This is a genomic window from Streptomyces sp. 2-1 (genome assembly GCF_048564895.1).
GTDB lineage: Bacteria > Actinomycetota > Actinomycetes > Streptomycetales > Streptomycetaceae > Streptomyces > Streptomyces phaeochromogenes.
This window is the reverse complement of sequence record NZ_CP183383.1, coordinates 9,023,700-9,038,126: the sequence shown is the minus strand read 5'-3', so window position 1 is coordinate 9,038,126 and position 14,427 is coordinate 9,023,700. Positions and strand designations below refer to the sequence as shown.

Sequence of the window (14,427 nt, the reverse complement as noted above, 5' to 3'; positions counted from 1 at the left end):
TCGGCGAAAGCCCCGGTCATGAGCGCTCCGCCGCGTACATGCAGTACGTTCGGGGCATGTCCCAGCCCGCCAAGTCCTCCCGTACCCCAGCCACGTCCGACGCTCCGGAGAGTGCCGCGGGCAGTCGTGCGGCCGCGCAGCGGCTCAAGATGCGCCGCGAACTCGCGGCCGCCGCGATGGAGCTGTTCGCGACCAAGGGGTACGAGGCGACGACCGTCGACGAGATCGCGGCCGCGGCCGGGGTCGCCCGGCGCACCTTCTTCCGGCACTTCCGCTCCAAGGAAGAGGCGATCTTCCCGGACCACGACGACACGTTGATCCGGGCCGAGGCGGTGCTCAACGCGGCGCCGGCGCACGAGCATCCGCTCGACACGGTGTGCCGGGGCATCAAGGAAGTCATGAAGATGTACGCGGCGAGGCCGGAGATCTCGGTGTCGCGCTACAAGCTCACCCGCGAGGTACCGACCCTGCGGGAGGCGGAGATCGCGTCGGTGGCCCGCTACGAGCGGCTGTTCACCCGCTATCTGCTGGGCCACTTCGACGAGCACGCCCATGACGACGACGCCAACGACGACCCGCTGCTCGCGGAGGTCGCCGCGTCCGCCGTGGTCACGGCCCACAACCACGTACTGCGGCGCTGGCTGCGGGCGGGCGGCCAGGGAGACGTCGAGAGCCAGCTGGACCACGCCTTCGCGATCGTCCGGAAGACCTTCGGTACGGGGATCGGGGCGGGACGGGAGACCGCGCCGCTCTCGGCACCCTCCTCCACCGCGTCCGTGGAGGGCGAGGTGCTGGTGACCGTGGCCCGCGTGGACGCTCCGCTGGACCAGGTGATGCGCACGATCGAGCAGGCGCTCAAGGAACGGCCGTAGCAGCACTCAGCGGAACCGCGGCCCAGCCGCCACCCTCGCCAATCGCCGGACGAGCTCAATGAGCTCGTCCGGCGCCTTTTTTGCCCAGATTCAGGCGTTTCCCGGCCCAGTCTGATCGATCATCGCTCACGTGTTACGTAAAGATTTCACCTGAGCGCAACTTCTGGCACTCCGTGCCTTGCGGCGTGACACGGCGTGCCATACGTTGAAGTTGTCCGGGCGGCCGGCGTGCAGAGATCCTTCGTACGCCGGCTGTCCCCGCAAACCACTGGTCTGCGCGCCCGGACGCCTGCGTCACAGGCAACCTTCCGCGCCACAACGCGCTGCCGAGCACCACCCCCGCCGAACCGACGGCACTGCCTCACACCAGCAGCAATCACCCCGACGTAACCCTCAGCGTTCCCCTCAGACGCTCATCGCCGGAGGCACCACCGTGAAGGAAATCCTGGACGCGATTCAGTCGCGGACCGCCACGTCCGCCGACTTCGCCGCACTGCCGCTCCCCGAGTCGTACCGCGCGATCACCGTGCACAAGGACGAGACGGAGATGTTCACCGGACTCGCCACCCGCGACAAGGACCCCCGCAAGTCGATCCACCTGGACGACGTGCCGGTGCCGGAACTCGGCCCCGGTGAGGCCCTGGTGGCCGTGATGGCCTCCTCGGTCAACTACAACTCCGTGTGGACCTCGATCTTCGAGCCCATGGCGACCTTCGGGTTCCTGGAGCGCTACGGCAAGCTCAGCGACCTCACCAAGCGCCATGACCTGCCGTACCACATCATCGGCTCCGACCTGGCGGGCGTCGTGCTGCGCACCGGGCCGGGCGTGAACGCCTGGCGGCCCGGTGACGAGGTCGTCGCGCACTGCCTGTCCGTCGAGCTGGAGTCCAGCGACGGGCACAACGACACGATGCTCGACCCCGAGCAGCGCATCTGGGGCTTCGAGACGAACTTCGGCGGCCTCGCCGAGATCGCCCTCGTGAAGTCCAACCAGCTGATGCCCAAGCCCGACCATCTGAGCTGGGAGGAGGCCGCCGCCCCCGGGCTGGTGAACTCCACCGCCTACCGGCAGTTGGTCTCGCGCAACGGCGCGGGCATGAAGCAGGGCGACAACGTCCTGATCTGGGGCGCGAGCGGTGGACTCGGCTCGTACGCCACCCAGTTCGCGCTCGCCGGCGGCGCCAACCCCATCTGCGTGGTGAGCAGCCCGCAGAAGGCGGACATCTGCCGTGCGATGGGCGCCGAGGCGATCATCGACCGCAACGCCGAGGACTACAGGTTCTGGAAGGACGAGCACAACCAGGACCCGCGCGAGTGGAAGCGCTTCGGCAAGCGCATCCGTGAGCTCACCGGCGGCGAGGACGTCGACATCGTCTTCGAGCACCCGGGCCGCGAGACCTTCGGCGCGAGCGTGTATGTCACCCGCAAGGGCGGCACGATCGTCACCTGTGCCTCGACCTCGGGCTACAACCACGAGTACGACAACCGCTACCTGTGGATGTCCCTGAAGCGGATCATCGGCTCACACTTCGCGAACTACCGCGAGGCGTGGGAGGCCAACCGGCTCATCGCCAAGGGCAAGATCCACCCCACGCTCTCCCGGGTGTACTCGCTGGAGGAGACCGGGCAGGCCGCGTACGACGTGCACCGCAACCTCCATCAGGGCAAGGTCGGAGTCCTGGCGCTGGCGCCCACCGAGGGCCTCGGCGTACGCGACGAGGAGAAGCGTGCCCAGCACGTCGACGCCATCAACCGCTTCCGGAACATCTGAGGGCCACCCATGACTGAGCGCCAGACGCCGCAGGCGAAGAACGAAAGGGACCGGCCGTGGCTCATGCGCACCTACGCCGGTCACTCCACGGCCGAGGCGTCCAACGAGCTGTACCGGCGCAACCTCGCCAAGGGCCAGACGGGTCTGTCGGTCGCCTTCGACCTGCCGACACAGACCGGCTACGACCCCGACCACATCCTCGCCCGCGGCGAGGTCGGCCGGGTGGGCGTGCCCGTCTCGCACCTCGGTGACATGCGCCGGCTGTTCCAGGACATCCCCCTGGACCAGATGAACACCTCGATGACCATCAACGCCACCGCCATGTGGCTGCTGGCGCTCTACCAGGTCGTCGCCGAGGAGCAGGGCGTCGACATCACCAAGCTCCAGGGCACGACCCAGAACGACATCGTGAAGGAGTACCTGTCACGGGGGACGCACGTCTTCCCGCCGGTGCCCTCGCTCCGTCTGACGACCGACATGATCTGCTACACGGTCAACAACATCCCCAAGTGGAACCCGATCAACATCTGCAGCTACCACCTGCAGGAGGCGGGAGCCACCCCGGTCCAGGAGATCGCGTACGCGATGTCCACCGCGATCGCCGTCCTGGACGCGGTGTTCGCTTCCGGACAGATCGCGGAGGAGCAGAAGGGTGACGTGGTCGCGCGCATCTCCTTCTTCGTGAACGCGGGCGTCCGCTTCGTCGAGGAGATGTGCAAGATGCGGGCGTTCGGCCGCATCTGGGACAGCATCACGCGCGAGCGGTACGGCATCGAGAACCCCAAGCACCGCCGCTTCCGGTACGGGGTCCAGGTCAACTCGCTCGGTCTGACCGAGGCCCAGCCGGAGAACAACATCCAGCGGATCGTGCTGGAGATGCTGGCGGTGACCCTCTCGAAGGACGCACGCGCGCGTGCCGTCCAACTCCCGGCCTGGAACGAGGCGTTGGGCCTGCCCCGCCCCTGGGACCAGCAGTGGTCCCTGCGCATGCAGCAGGTGCTCGCGTACGAGAGCGACCTGCTGGAGTACGCGGACATCTTCGAGGGCTCGCACGTCATCGAGGCGAAGGTCGCCCAGCTGGTCGAGGACTCGTTCGCCGAGATCGACCGGATCCAGGAGATGGGCGGCGCGATGGCGGCCGTCGAGTCGGGCTATCTGAAGTCGCAGCTCGTCTCGTCGCACGCCGAGCGCCGGGCCCGTATCGAGTCCGGTGACGAGAAGATCGTCGGCGTCAACATCTTCGAGTCGACCGAGCCGAACCCGCTCACGGCCGATCTGGACGCCGCGATCATGACGGTCGACCCGGCGGTCGAGGCCGGCGTGACCGCCGCCCTCAAGGACTGGCGGGACACCCGCTACCAGCCCCCCTTCAACCACCCGCGCCCCTGCAAGGCGCTGGAGCGGCTGAAGGAGGCCGCGAAGGGCACCGGCAACCTCATGGAGGCCACCCTGGAGTGCGCCCGGGCCGGGGTCACGACCGGCGAGTGGGCCGGTGCCCTGCGCGAGGTGTTCGGGGAGTTCCGCGCCCCCACCGGTGTGTCGTCCGCGCCCGTCGCGGTGACCGCCGAGGAGGGCTCGGCCATGTCGGAGGTCCGCCGCAAGGTGGAGCTGACCGCGAAGGACATGGGCGTCGGCAAGCTCCGCTTCCTGGTGGGCAAGCCGGGCCTGGACGGGCACTCCAACGGCGCCGAGCAGATCGCCGTACGGGCCCGTGACGCCGGCTTCGAGGTGGTCTACCAGGGCATCCGGCTCACGCCCGAGGAGATCGTGACCGCGGCCGTCGCCGAGGACGTGCACGCGGTGGGCCTGTCGATCCTCTCCGGTTCGCACGCCCAACTGGTCCCTGACGTGCTGGAACGCCTGCGTGTGGCCGGTGCCACAGACATCCCGGTGATCGCCGGTGGCATCATCCCGAATGGCGACGCCGAAGACCTGCGGGCCGCGGGAGTGGCCGCGGTCTTCACTCCGAAGGATTTCGACATCACCGGAATCATCGGCCGGATCGTCGACGAGATCCGGAAAGCGAACAAGCTCGACCCACTGGAGGTCCCCGCATGACCAGCCCCGTCAACCGTCTGCGCCCGCGTCGCTCCTGCCTCGCGGTACCGGGGAGCAACCCCCGCTTCCTGGAGAAGGCGCAGGGCCTCCCGGCCGACCAGGTCTTCCTGGACCTGGAGGACGCGTGCGCGCCGCTGGCCAAGCCCGAGGCGCGGCACACCATCGTCAAGTTCCTCAACGAGGGTGACTGGACGGGCAAGACGCGGGTCGTGCGGGTCAACGACTGGACGACCGAGTGGACGTACCGCGATGTCGTGACGGTGGTCGAGGGCGCGGGCCCGAACCTCGACTGCATCATGCTGCCGAAGGTCCAGGACGCCCAGCAGATCGTGGCCCTCGACCTCCTGCTGACGCAGATCGAGAAGACGATGGGCTTCGAGGTCGGCAAGATCGGCATCGAGGCGCAGATCGAGAACGCCCAGGGTCTGAACAACGTCAACGAGATCGCGACGGCCTCCCAGCGCGTCGAGACGATCATCTTCGGCCCGGCCGACTTCATGGCGTCGATCAACATGAAGTCGCTGGTCGTGGGCGAGCAGCCGCCCGGCTACCCGGCGGACGCCTACCACTACATCCTGATGAAGATCCTGATGGCCGCCCGCGCCAACAACCTCCAGGCGATCGACGGCCCCTACCTGCAGATCCGCAACATCGACGGCTACCGCGAGGTCGCCGGACGCGCCGCCGCGCTCGGTTTCGACGGCAAGTGGGTGCTGCACCCGGGCCAGGTCGAGGCGTCCAACGAGATCTTCTCGCCCTCCCAGGAGGACTTCGACCACGCCGAGCTGATCCTGGACGCGTACGACTTCTACACGTCCGAGGCGGGCGGCAAGAAGGGCTCCGCGATGCTCGGCGACGAGATGATCGACGAGGCGAGCCGCAAGATGGCGCTCGTCATCTCCGGCAAGGGCCGGGCCGCCGGCATGCAGCGCACGTCCAAGTTCGAAGCCCCGGAGGCCTGAGCACATGCAGTTCGGACGCACCTACGAGGAGTTCGAGGTCGGCGCGGTCTACAAGCACTGGCCCGGAAAAACGGTCACCGAGTACGACGACCACCTCTTCTGTCTCCTGACGATGAACCACCACCCGCTCCACATGGACGCCAACTACGCCGAGAACACGACGGACTTCGGCAAGAACGTGGTGGTCGGCAACTACATCTACTCGCTGCTGCTGGGCATGTCGGTGCCGGACGTGTCGGGCAAGGCGATCGCCAACCTGGAGGTCGAGTCGCTGAAGCACGTGGCGCCGACCTTCCACGGCGACACGATCTACGGCGAGACCACGGTCCTCGACAAGACCCCGTCGAAGTCCAAGAACGACCGCGGAATCGTCTACGTCGAGACCAAGGGCTACAAGCAGGACGGCACGCTGGTCTGTGTGTTCCGCCGCAAGGTGATGGTCCCCACCGAGACGTACATCAAGGAGCGCGGCGGCGAACAGCCCGGCCGGCCCCAGCTCAAGGAGCAGGAGAAGTAGCCATGGCGCGACTCGCCCAGACCGCCGGTCTCACCGACATCCAGCAGGAGATCCTGTCCACAGTCCGGGACTTCGTGGACAAGGAGATCATCCCGGTCGCGACCGAGCTGGAGCACCGCGACGAGTACCCGCAGCAGATCGTCGACGGGCTCAAGGAGTTGGGCCTCTTCGGCCTCATGATCCCCGAGGAGTACGGGGGTCTGGGCGAGTCGCTCCTCACCTACGCGCTGTGCGTGGAGGAGATCGCGCGCGGCTGGATGTCCGTGTCCGGCATCATCAACACGCACTTCATCGTGGCGTACATGCTCAAGCAGCACGGCACGCAGGAGCAGCGGGAGTACTTCCTGCCCCGCATGGCGGCGGGCGAGGTGCGCGGCGCGTTCTCCATGTCGGAACCGGCACTCGGCTCGGACGTCTCGGCGATCACGTCGAAAGCGGTCAAGGACGGCGACGAGTACGTCCTGAACGGTCAGAAGATGTGGCTGACGAACGGCGGAACGTCGACGCTCGTGGCCGTTCTGGTGAAGAGTGACGAAGGCCACCCCGAGGGCACGGCGCCCCACAAGTCGATGACGACCTTCCTGGTGGAGAAGGAGCCCGGCTTCGGTGAGGTCCGCCCCGGCCTGACCATCCCCGGGAAGATCGACAAGATGGGGTACAAGGGTGTCGACACCACCGAGCTGATCATGGATGGCCTGCGGATTCCGGCCAATCGCGTGCTCGGCGGGGCCACCGGCCGAGGGTTTTACCAAATGATGGACGGCGTCGAGGTCGGCCGCGTCAACGTGGCGGCGCGTGGTTGCGGTGTAGCTCAGCGTGCGTTCGAACTGGGCGTCTCCTATGCCCAGCAGCGTCACACTTTCGGCAAACCGATCGCCCAGCACCAGGCGATCCAGTTCAAGCTGGCCGAGATGGCTACCAAGGTCGAGGCCGCCCATGCGATGATGGTGAATGCGGCACGCAAAAAGGACTCCGGGGAGCGAAACGACCTCGAAGCAGGGATGGCGAAGTACCTCGCCTCCGAGTACTGCAAAGAGGTCGTCGAAGACGCCTTCCGGATCCACGGCGGTTACGGCTTCTCCAAGGAGTACGAGATCGAGCGCCTCTACCGTGAGGCCCCGATGCTGCTCATCGGTGAAGGTACCGCCGAGATCCAGAAAATGATCATCGGGCGCAGGCTGCTCGAAGAGTATCGGTTCCAGGGCTAGATATACCGATTCGGGGTGTTTCATCGAGAAGAAGGTCACACCCCGTCAACGCTCTTCAGCCGCCGACTCGGCTTCCTGGCTTGCCCAGTTGTGGCCCGCGACCGGTACGATCCCGGGAAAGCCGCCGTCCCCCGTTACAGCGCGGCATCATCCGCTACGAAGGTCATCCATGCCCCACAGCCAAACCTCTGCACCACGCGACAGCCTGGCAGGCGTACGTATTGCGCGCGGAGCATCGCCGTGGCTCCTCCCGACCGTCGCCACCGCAGCACTCAGCCTGGTACGCGCGCGCAAGTCCGGCGCCGCCAAGGCCGTCGCCGTGCCCGCCACCGCGCTGGCGGCGGGCATGCTGTGGTTCTTCCGCGACCCCGAGCGTGAGATCGCCCCGGGCCGGGTCATCTCCCCGGCCGACGGCGTGGTGCAGAGCATCATGCCGTGGAAGGACGGTCGCACCCGCGTCGCGATCTTCATGAGCCCGCTGAACGTCCACGTCAACCGCGCGCCTCTCTCCGGCACGGTGACGTCCGTCGAGCACATCCCCGGCGGTTTCGTTCCGGCGTTCAACAAGGAGAGCGAGAACAACGAGCGCGTTGTCTGGCACTTCGACACCGAGCTCGGCGACATCGAGATGATCCAGATCGCCGGTGCGGTCGCGCGGCGTATCGTGCCGTACATCCCTCAGGGCACGAAGGTCGAGCAGGGCGACCGGATCGGGCTGATCCGCTTCGGGTCGCGCGTCGACATCTACCTCCCCGAGGGTGTCGAGGTCGACGTGGAGGTCGGCCAGAAGACCGTGGCGGGGGTGACTCGCATTGACCGTGATTGATCCCGAGACACAGGCCGGCTGGGTGCCGGAGGCCGATGAGCTGGACGACGAGGAGGAGATGCCCCTCTCTCTCCGCCTCTCAATAGCGGACACCCTCACACTCGGTAACGCCACGTGCGGATTCATGGCGGTGTACTTCACCACCACGGGCATCCTGATCCCGCACCTCACGGGCAGCCAGGAGACGGGCATGGCGCGGCACAGTGCCGCGACCGCCGTGATCCTGATGCTGTGCGCAGCGGTCTTCGACCTGTTCGACGGACTGGTCGCCCGCAAGCTGCGCTCCTCCCCCATGGGCGCGGAGCTGGACAACCTCTCCGACCTGATCAGCTTCGGTCTGGCGCCGGCGTACTTCGTGCTGGTCTACGGCATGGTCGCCGACGACGCGCACCAGCGGGTGGCGGCGGTGGGGGCCATCGTGGTCCTGCTGGCGGTCGTGCTCCGACTCGCCAGATTCTCCTGCGTCACGGTCAAGGACGGCACCTTCCAGGGCATGCCCTCGCCGTTCGGCGCGCTGACCGTCGTCTCCATCGTGCTGCTCGAGCTGCCGTTCGTCGCCACGCTCATGGCGATCATCGGCACCGCGTGGCTGATGGTGAGCCGGGTCGAGTACCCGAAGCCGCGGGGGCGGCTCGCCGTGGCGATGCTCTCCTGGATCGTCACGAGCATGGCGCTGCTGGCCGCCTGGGCGTTCGACGCGCCCGGTGGGCAGCTTCTGCTCCAGACCGGGTGTGCGCTGCAGCTGGTGACCGGAGCGGTGATTCCCCTCTTCGCCACGGCTCGGAGGGTGAACAACTTCAGGGACAACAGGCGTGAGGCGCGGGCGGCACAGCTGCCGTAGCGGTTTCGTCGGTGTACGACGTCGAAGGGCCCCGAACCAATTGGTTCGGGGCTCTTCGTGTGGGGTCAAAAGATTGCGCAGTTCCCCGCGCCCCTAAAAGCCGAGGTCGTCTCTCAGGTGGCGGGTGTGTATGCCGCCGCCACGTCCGAGGCCTCCGCGTCCCTCACCACCTTCATGCCGCCCGTCACCGTCTTGTCGGGCTGGAGGATGACGCTCTGCTTGGAGGAGGGGGCGTTCGGGTCGGTGAAGTCCTGGGGGATGCCGAAGCCCGTGTCGAGGGAGTTGATGGTGAGGAGGGCCTTGTCGACGCCCTCGCGGGTCAGGTCCTTGGACGCGCAGGCCTTCTTCAGGGCCTCGCCGAAGGCGTAGACCGCGGTCCAGCCGGCGACCACGCCGTTGTCGAGGGAGTCCTTCGGGTACGCCTTCTTGTAGTCGGCGACCAGTTTCTGGGCCTGCGGGGTGTCCGCGCCGATGGGCAGTGAGGGCGAGGCCACGTAGTAGTTCTTCATCAGGGCCGGGCCCGCCTGGGTGGCCAGGAGCTGCGGGGCGAAGGCCGAGTTGTTGCCGATGATCGGGACGTCGAAGCCGCCCGCCGCGGCGACACCGACCAGCGAGGCCGCCTGACGCGGGCCCGCGCTGATCACGACCGCCTTGACGCCGGCCTTCTTCAGGGCGGCGACCTGGGCGGTCATGTCGTTGTCGGTCGGCTTGATCTTCTGCTCGACGACGGCCAGACCGGCCTCCTTCGCGATGTGCTTCGAACCGACCAGCGCGCTCTCGCCGTAGTCGCCCTCGAAGTAGACGTGCCCGATCTTGTCGCCCTTCTTGATGCCCTTCTCCTTCATCAGGAAGTCGACGGCGTTGATCGTCTCGATGTCGTACGTGGATCCGATGACCCGGATGTACGGGCTGCCGAGCAGCGTCGCCGACCAGGCCTGCGGCAGGACCAGGCCCTTGTCCTGGCCGTCGATGCGCTGCTTGACCGCGGCGACGAACGGGGAGCCGATGAACTGCGTGAAGCCGAGCACCTTCGGCTCCAGCTCGGTGTACCCGGCGAGAGCCTTCTGCGGGTCGTAGCCGTGGTCACGGACGGTGAGCTCGACCTCGTAGCCGCACACACCGCCGTCGGCGTTCAGCTGCTTCACATAGAGCTGCTGGGCCTGGGTGACGCTCTTGCCGAGGGTCGCGTACACGCCGGTCATGTCGGTGAGGACGCCGAGCGTGATGGTCTTGCCGGAGATGCCGTCGCCGGTCTTCACCTCGCCCGCGGCCGTCCCCTTGTCCTTGCTGTCGTCGTCCTTGGCCTTTGAGCTGCACCCGGCCAGCACGAGCAGCGCGGCGAGCGCGCCTGCGGTCACCTGGGCCGCGTATGTCGTCCTCATCGTTCCTCCCCTGGGATGGACCGTGGACCGGTCCTGACACGACGCCCGGCGGCCACCCTGACCAGGCCGCCAGGCAGGAAGAGCACCACCGCGACGACGGCGGCGCCGTAGAGGTACCGGGATGCCTCGCCCGGTGCGATCCCGCCCGTACCGGGGGCGGAGACCAGGGGCAGCGCATCGCTGTAGCGGGTCAGCAGCTGCGGCAGCAGGGAGACGAACGCGGCCCCGACCACCGCCCCGGAGACCGAACCGAGCCCGCCGATGACGATCATGGCGAGGTATTCGAGCGACAGCGTGATGCCGAAGTAGTCCGGCACCGTCCGCTGGAAGACCAGGGCGAGCAGGACGCCCGCGAGGCCCGCGTACATCGAGGACAGGACGAAGACGGCCGCCCGGTAGCGGGCGACGGGCACGCCGATGACCCCGGCGGCTATGCGGTGGTCCCGGATCGCGTTCATGGCGCGTCCGGGGCGTCCGCGCAGCACCCCGCGGGCGAAGAGCGCGCAGCCGAGGAGGAGGACGAGTCCCGCGTACCAGAGCTTCTCCGCCGAGCCGAACGGCACGGCGGCGACAACGAGTTCACGGTCGTCGAAGGTGAGTCCGAAGAGGCTCAGGGGCGGTACGTCACGTCCGTTGAAGCCGCCGGTGAGGTCGCGGGCGTTGAACAGCACGTGCTGGCCGATGAAGATCAGCGCGAGTGTGGCGATGCCCAGGTAGGCGCCGCGCAGCCGACCCGCGATGGGGCTGAAGAGGCCGCCCGCCAGGCCCGCGACGAGGACGGCGAGGACGGCCGCGAGCCAGGTCGGCAGTCCGAGGCCGGTCAGCCCGTCGCCGCCCTCGGCGGCGAACACGCAGTAGCCGTACGCGCCGACCGCGAGGAAGAAGGCGTGGCCCATGGAGAGCTGGCCCGTGGAGCCGGTGAGGAGGTTGATGCCGATCGCCCCGATCGCGGCGGCCATCGCGAACAGCCCGGCCTGGAGCCAGAACCGGTCCACGTAGAAGGGCAGGGCGAGCAGGAGGACGGCTCCGGCGGCCCAGGCGTACGGACGCGCGTGGGTGGGCAGGGCAGGCCTGCGGCGGGCGGGCCGTGGCTTGTCGGCCGCCGCGTCACGCGTGAGAACCTCAGACACGGGCCAGCTCCTTCGTGCCGAACAGCCCGGCGGGCCGGATGAGCAGGATCACCGTCATCACGAGGTAGGGGGCGAGGTCGCCCAACCCCCGGCCCAGGAAGGTCAGTTCGCTCTGGTAGCCGGTGGCCAGGGATTCGGTGACGCCCACGAGCAGTCCGCCGACGAGCGCGCCCGTCGTGGAGTCGAGGCCGCCGAGGATCGCGGCGGGAAATGCCTTCAGGGCGGCGAGCGAGGTGGCTCTCTCCAGACCCGGCGTCGGGAAGACGGTCAGGAACAGCGCGGCCACGGCCGCGAGGCCGCCGGCCACGGCCCAGGCCCCGAGCGACACCCTGCCGAGCCGTACACCCATCAGCGCGGCCGTCTCCGGACTCTCGGCGGCGGCCCGCATCGCGACGCCCCAGGAGGTATAGCGGAACGCGAGCAGGAACACGGTGATCAGCAGGGCCGCGGCCACGAAGGCGGCGATGCGCGTGTGGGCCAGGGAGATGGGGCCGAGGGTGAGCACGGCGTCGCCCCACGGGTCGCCGAGGGGCAGGACGTCCGTGCCGATGCGGCGGGTCAGTTCGGTGGTGAGCAGGATGTCGACGCCGATCGTGACGATGGCGAGGACGCTGTGGTCGGACCCCCGGTAGCGGCGCATCACCAGGAACTCCACGGCCGCGCCGACCACCGCGGCCCCCGCGATGCCAACCGCCAGCGCGGGCCAGAAGCCGATGTCGTCGTGGAGCGTCGCGGTGACGTACCCGCCCGCCAACAGCAGTGACGCATGGGCGAAGTTGACGACCTCGGTGGCCCGGAAGATGACCACGAAGCCGAGGGCGATGAGGGCGTAGACCGATCCCATCGACACGCCGTTGAGGAGGAGTTCGGCGAAGGTGCTCACGAGGCGGTCTCCTCTCCACGGAGTCCGTCGGGTCCGTCGGCTCCCTCGGGGCGCTCCCCCAGGTAGGCGCGTACGACCGCCGGATCGTTCTGTACGTCGGCGGGGGCGCCGTCCGCGATCAGGCGCCCGAAGTCGAGTACGGTCACCGCGTCAGCGAGCCGCATCACCACCCCCATGTCGTGTTCCACCAGGACGATCGAGATGCCGAGGCTGTCGCGAACTCCCGCTATCACGGCGGAGGTTCGGCGACGCTCGTCGGCGGTCATGCCCGCGACCGGCTCATCCAGGAGCAGCAGACGCGGCTCCATGCAGAGGGCGCGGGCGAGTTCGGCGAGCTTCTGCTGCCCGTACGGGAGGGAGCCCGCCGGGCGGCCGAGGTAGGGCGCGATGCCGACGAACTCGGCGATCTCGCGCACGCGTTCACGGTGCCGGCGCTCCTCGCGGGCCGCCGCCGGGAGGCGAAGTCCCGCTGACAGGAATCCGGTTCGGGTGAGCCGGTGGCGGCCGAGGAGCAGGCTGTCCTCGACCGTGGCGAGCGGGGGCAGCGCGAGGTTCTGGAAGATGCGGGCGACGCCCAGATCGGCTATGCGGTGCGGAGGCATGCCGGTCAGTTCGTGCTCGCCGAAGAGGACGCTGCCGGCGGTGGCGCGGTAGACCCCGGACAGGACGTTGAAACAGGTGGACTTTCCGGCGCCGTTGGGGCCGATGAGGGCGTGCACGGTGCCGGGGCGCACGGTGAAGTCGACGGAGTCCAGGGCGGTGAGACCCGCGAACCGGACGGTCAACTCCCTTACGTGGAGCGGCGGGACGTCGGGAGCGGGTGAAGTGGGCTGCGGCGGTGGGGAGTCCGGCCAGGTGGGGTCGGATCGGCTGGGGTTGGATCGGCTGGGGTCCGACCGGGGGTGGTCCGACCGCGTGTCGTCGGACCGGGGGTGGTCCGGTCTGGTGGTCGGGTCCCGTCGGTCGTCCGGCCGGACGGGGTCCGGTTCGTCGTCGCCCGGTGTGCCGTCGCTGGGCGTGGGTTCGCTCGGCATGTCGGTGTTCACCCCTTCCAGCGGGTCAGTGCCGGATGCGTGGTGCGGGCCCCCTCGGCGTCGGCCGCCGCGTCCTCGTCGACGACGCCCAGATAGCGGCGGCGCACCTCGTCGGAGGCGGCCAGTTCGTCCGCCGGCCCCGACAGGGTGACTTCGCCGACCTCGAGGACGTACGCGCGGGAGGCGAGGCGCAGGGCGAGGGCGGCGTTCTGTTCGACGAGCAGGATCGAGGTGCCCTGGGCGTTGATCTCCCGCACGGTGTCGGCGATCCGCTCGGCCATCAGCGGGGCGAGTCCGAGGGACGGCTCGTCGAGGAGCAGGATGCGCGGGGTGGCCATCAGGCCGCGGCCGACCGCGAGCATCTGCTGTTCTCCGCCCGACAGCAGGCCGGCGCGCTGCTGGGCGCGGTCGGCGAGGACGGGGAACAGTTCGTGGACGCGGCGCAGGGCGGCGGCCCTGCCGGTCCGGCCCCCGGTGGCGCCGAGGGCTCCGGCGCGGAGGTTGTCGGCGACGGTCATCCGGGCGAACACCCGCCGCCCTTCCGGTATTTGGGACACTCCCGCGGCGACGACGCGGTCCGGCGACAGCCCGTCGAGCCGGCGGCCGTTGAGGCTCACCGTGCCGCCGGTGACCGCGCCGCCATGGAAGGACAGCGTCCGGCAGACCGCCCGGAGCAGGGTCGACTTGCCCGCGCCGTTGCCGCCGAGGACGGTGACCACGGTCCCCTCGGGCACCTCCAGGGACACCTGGCGCAGTGCGCGTACGGGCCCGTATCCGACCGACAGGTCGTGAACGACCAGCCCGGAACCGCCCGAACCCTCCGAACCACCCATCGACTCCCCCTGTTCTCGCCCCGTGTGGCGCTCACCACAGCACCGGCGGGGGCGTCCGTCCACGGGGCGCGGGCGAATCGCTGCGGGTGACCAGCGGGCATGGCCGTGCG

Annotated in this window: 13 protein-coding genes; 8 read left to right on the top strand and 5 right to left on the bottom strand. The window is 68.8% G+C overall.

Translation table 11 applies throughout. The annotated features are described in order from the left end of the window. Positions 1-56 precede the first annotated feature (56 nt). The 8 genes from ACN20J_RS39660 (at position 57) to pssA (ending at position 9,055) form a co-directional block, all read left to right on the top strand. The gene (locus tag ACN20J_RS39660; RefSeq protein WP_189841030.1) at positions 57-872 is read left to right on the top strand and encodes a TetR family transcriptional regulator; all 816 of its coding nucleotides are present in this window, start codon (positions 57-59) and stop codon (positions 870-872) included. Positions 873-1,305: 433 nt separating this feature from the next. After that, the gene (ccrA, locus tag ACN20J_RS39655) at positions 1,306-2,643 is read left to right on the top strand and encodes a crotonyl-CoA carboxylase/reductase (RefSeq protein ID WP_190227166.1); all 1,338 of its coding nucleotides are present in this window, start codon (positions 1,306-1,308) and stop codon (positions 2,641-2,643) included. A gap of 9 nt (positions 2,644-2,652) precedes the next feature. Continuing rightward, positions 2,653-4,701 carry a protein meaA gene (locus ACN20J_RS39650; RefSeq protein ID WP_419667785.1) on the top strand — a complete coding sequence of 683 codons (2,049 nt, stop codon included), beginning with the start codon at positions 2,653-2,655 and terminating at the stop codon, positions 4,699-4,701. Beyond that, positions 4,698-5,663, top strand: coding sequence for an HpcH/HpaI aldolase/citrate lyase family protein (locus ACN20J_RS39645; protein ID WP_055612052.1), 966 nt, complete (start codon positions 4,698-4,700; stop codon positions 5,661-5,663). The genes ACN20J_RS39650 and ACN20J_RS39645 overlap by 4 nt, the downstream gene beginning before the upstream one ends. 4 nt (positions 5,664-5,667) lie before the next feature. Beyond that, complete coding sequence (locus tag ACN20J_RS39640) at positions 5,668-6,180, top strand: MaoC family dehydratase (RefSeq protein ID WP_043687845.1); 513 nt, start codon at positions 5,668-5,670, stop codon at positions 6,178-6,180. 2 nt (positions 6,181-6,182) lie between these two features. Then, positions 6,183-7,388: an acyl-CoA dehydrogenase family protein gene (locus tag ACN20J_RS39635; protein WP_055612051.1), complete on the top strand. Its 1,206-nt coding sequence runs from the start codon at positions 6,183-6,185 to the stop codon at positions 7,386-7,388. A 169-nt stretch (positions 7,389-7,557) separates the two neighbouring features. Then, positions 7,558-8,214 carry a phosphatidylserine decarboxylase gene (locus ACN20J_RS39630; protein ID WP_055612050.1) on the top strand — a complete coding sequence of 219 codons (657 nt, stop codon included), beginning with the start codon at positions 7,558-7,560 and terminating at the stop codon, positions 8,212-8,214. Between the two features lie 22 nt (positions 8,215-8,236). After that, a complete protein-coding gene (gene pssA, locus ACN20J_RS39625; RefSeq protein WP_055612055.1) occupies positions 8,237-9,055 on the top strand; it encodes a CDP-diacylglycerol--serine O-phosphatidyltransferase in 819 nt (272 codons plus the stop codon). A gap of 113 nt (positions 9,056-9,168) precedes the next feature. On the opposite strand, the gene ACN20J_RS39620 is transcribed toward pssA, so the two are convergent. The 5 genes from ACN20J_RS39620 to ACN20J_RS39600 all read right to left on the bottom strand — a co-directional run bounded on the left by ACN20J_RS39620 (position 9,169) and on the right by ACN20J_RS39600 (position 14,317). Beyond that, on the bottom strand, positions 9,169-10,437 hold the full coding sequence (locus tag ACN20J_RS39620; protein ID WP_419667784.1) for an ABC transporter substrate-binding protein: 1,269 nt from the start codon (positions 10,435-10,437) through the stop codon (positions 9,169-9,171). Next, positions 10,434-11,567 (bottom strand): branched-chain amino acid ABC transporter permease, encoded by a 1,134-nt coding sequence (locus ACN20J_RS39615; RefSeq protein ID WP_419667783.1) that lies wholly within the window; start codon positions 11,565-11,567, stop codon positions 10,434-10,436. Before ACN20J_RS39615 ends, ACN20J_RS39620 begins: the two co-directional genes overlap by 4 nt. Then, positions 11,560-12,450, bottom strand: coding sequence for a branched-chain amino acid ABC transporter permease (locus ACN20J_RS39610; RefSeq protein WP_189840888.1), 891 nt, complete (start codon positions 12,448-12,450; stop codon positions 11,560-11,562). The genes ACN20J_RS39615 and ACN20J_RS39610 overlap by 8 nt, the downstream gene beginning before the upstream one ends. Beyond that, the gene (locus ACN20J_RS39605) at positions 12,447-13,235 is read right to left on the bottom strand and encodes an ABC transporter ATP-binding protein (protein WP_189841029.1); all 789 of its coding nucleotides are present in this window, start codon (positions 13,233-13,235) and stop codon (positions 12,447-12,449) included. Before ACN20J_RS39605 ends, ACN20J_RS39610 begins: the two co-directional genes overlap by 4 nt. A 257-nt stretch (positions 13,236-13,492) precedes the next feature. Continuing rightward, the gene (locus ACN20J_RS39600; RefSeq protein ID WP_361905237.1) at positions 13,493-14,317 is read right to left on the bottom strand and encodes an ABC transporter ATP-binding protein; all 825 of its coding nucleotides are present in this window, start codon (positions 14,315-14,317) and stop codon (positions 13,493-13,495) included. Positions 14,318-14,427 lie beyond the last annotated feature (110 nt).

Excerpts from the sequence above, each read along its gene's own strand:
- ACN20J_RS39650 (WP_419667785.1), top strand. The coding sequence starts at position 2,653 with ATGACTGAGCGCCAGACGCCGCAGGCGAAGAACGAAAGGGACCGGCCG.
- ACN20J_RS39630 (WP_055612050.1), top strand. The coding sequence starts at position 7,558 with ATGCCCCACAGCCAAACCTCTGCACCACGCGACAGCCTGGCAGGCGTA.
- ACN20J_RS39620 (WP_419667784.1), bottom strand. The coding sequence starts at position 10,437 with ATGAGGACGACATACGCGGCCCAGGTGACCGCAGGCGCGCTCGCCGCG.
- ACN20J_RS39600 (WP_361905237.1), bottom strand. The coding sequence starts at position 14,317 with ATGGGTGGTTCGGAGGGTTCGGGCGGTTCCGGGCTGGTCGTTCACGAC.
- ACN20J_RS39640 (WP_043687845.1), top strand. The coding sequence starts at position 5,668 with ATGCAGTTCGGACGCACCTACGAGGAGTTCGAGGTCGGCGCGGTCTAC.
- ACN20J_RS39645 (WP_055612052.1), top strand. The coding sequence starts at position 4,698 with ATGACCAGCCCCGTCAACCGTCTGCGCCCGCGTCGCTCCTGCCTCGCG.
- ACN20J_RS39660 (WP_189841030.1), top strand. The coding sequence starts at position 57 with ATGTCCCAGCCCGCCAAGTCCTCCCGTACCCCAGCCACGTCCGACGCT.
- ACN20J_RS39635 (WP_055612051.1), top strand. The coding sequence starts at position 6,183 with ATGGCGCGACTCGCCCAGACCGCCGGTCTCACCGACATCCAGCAGGAG.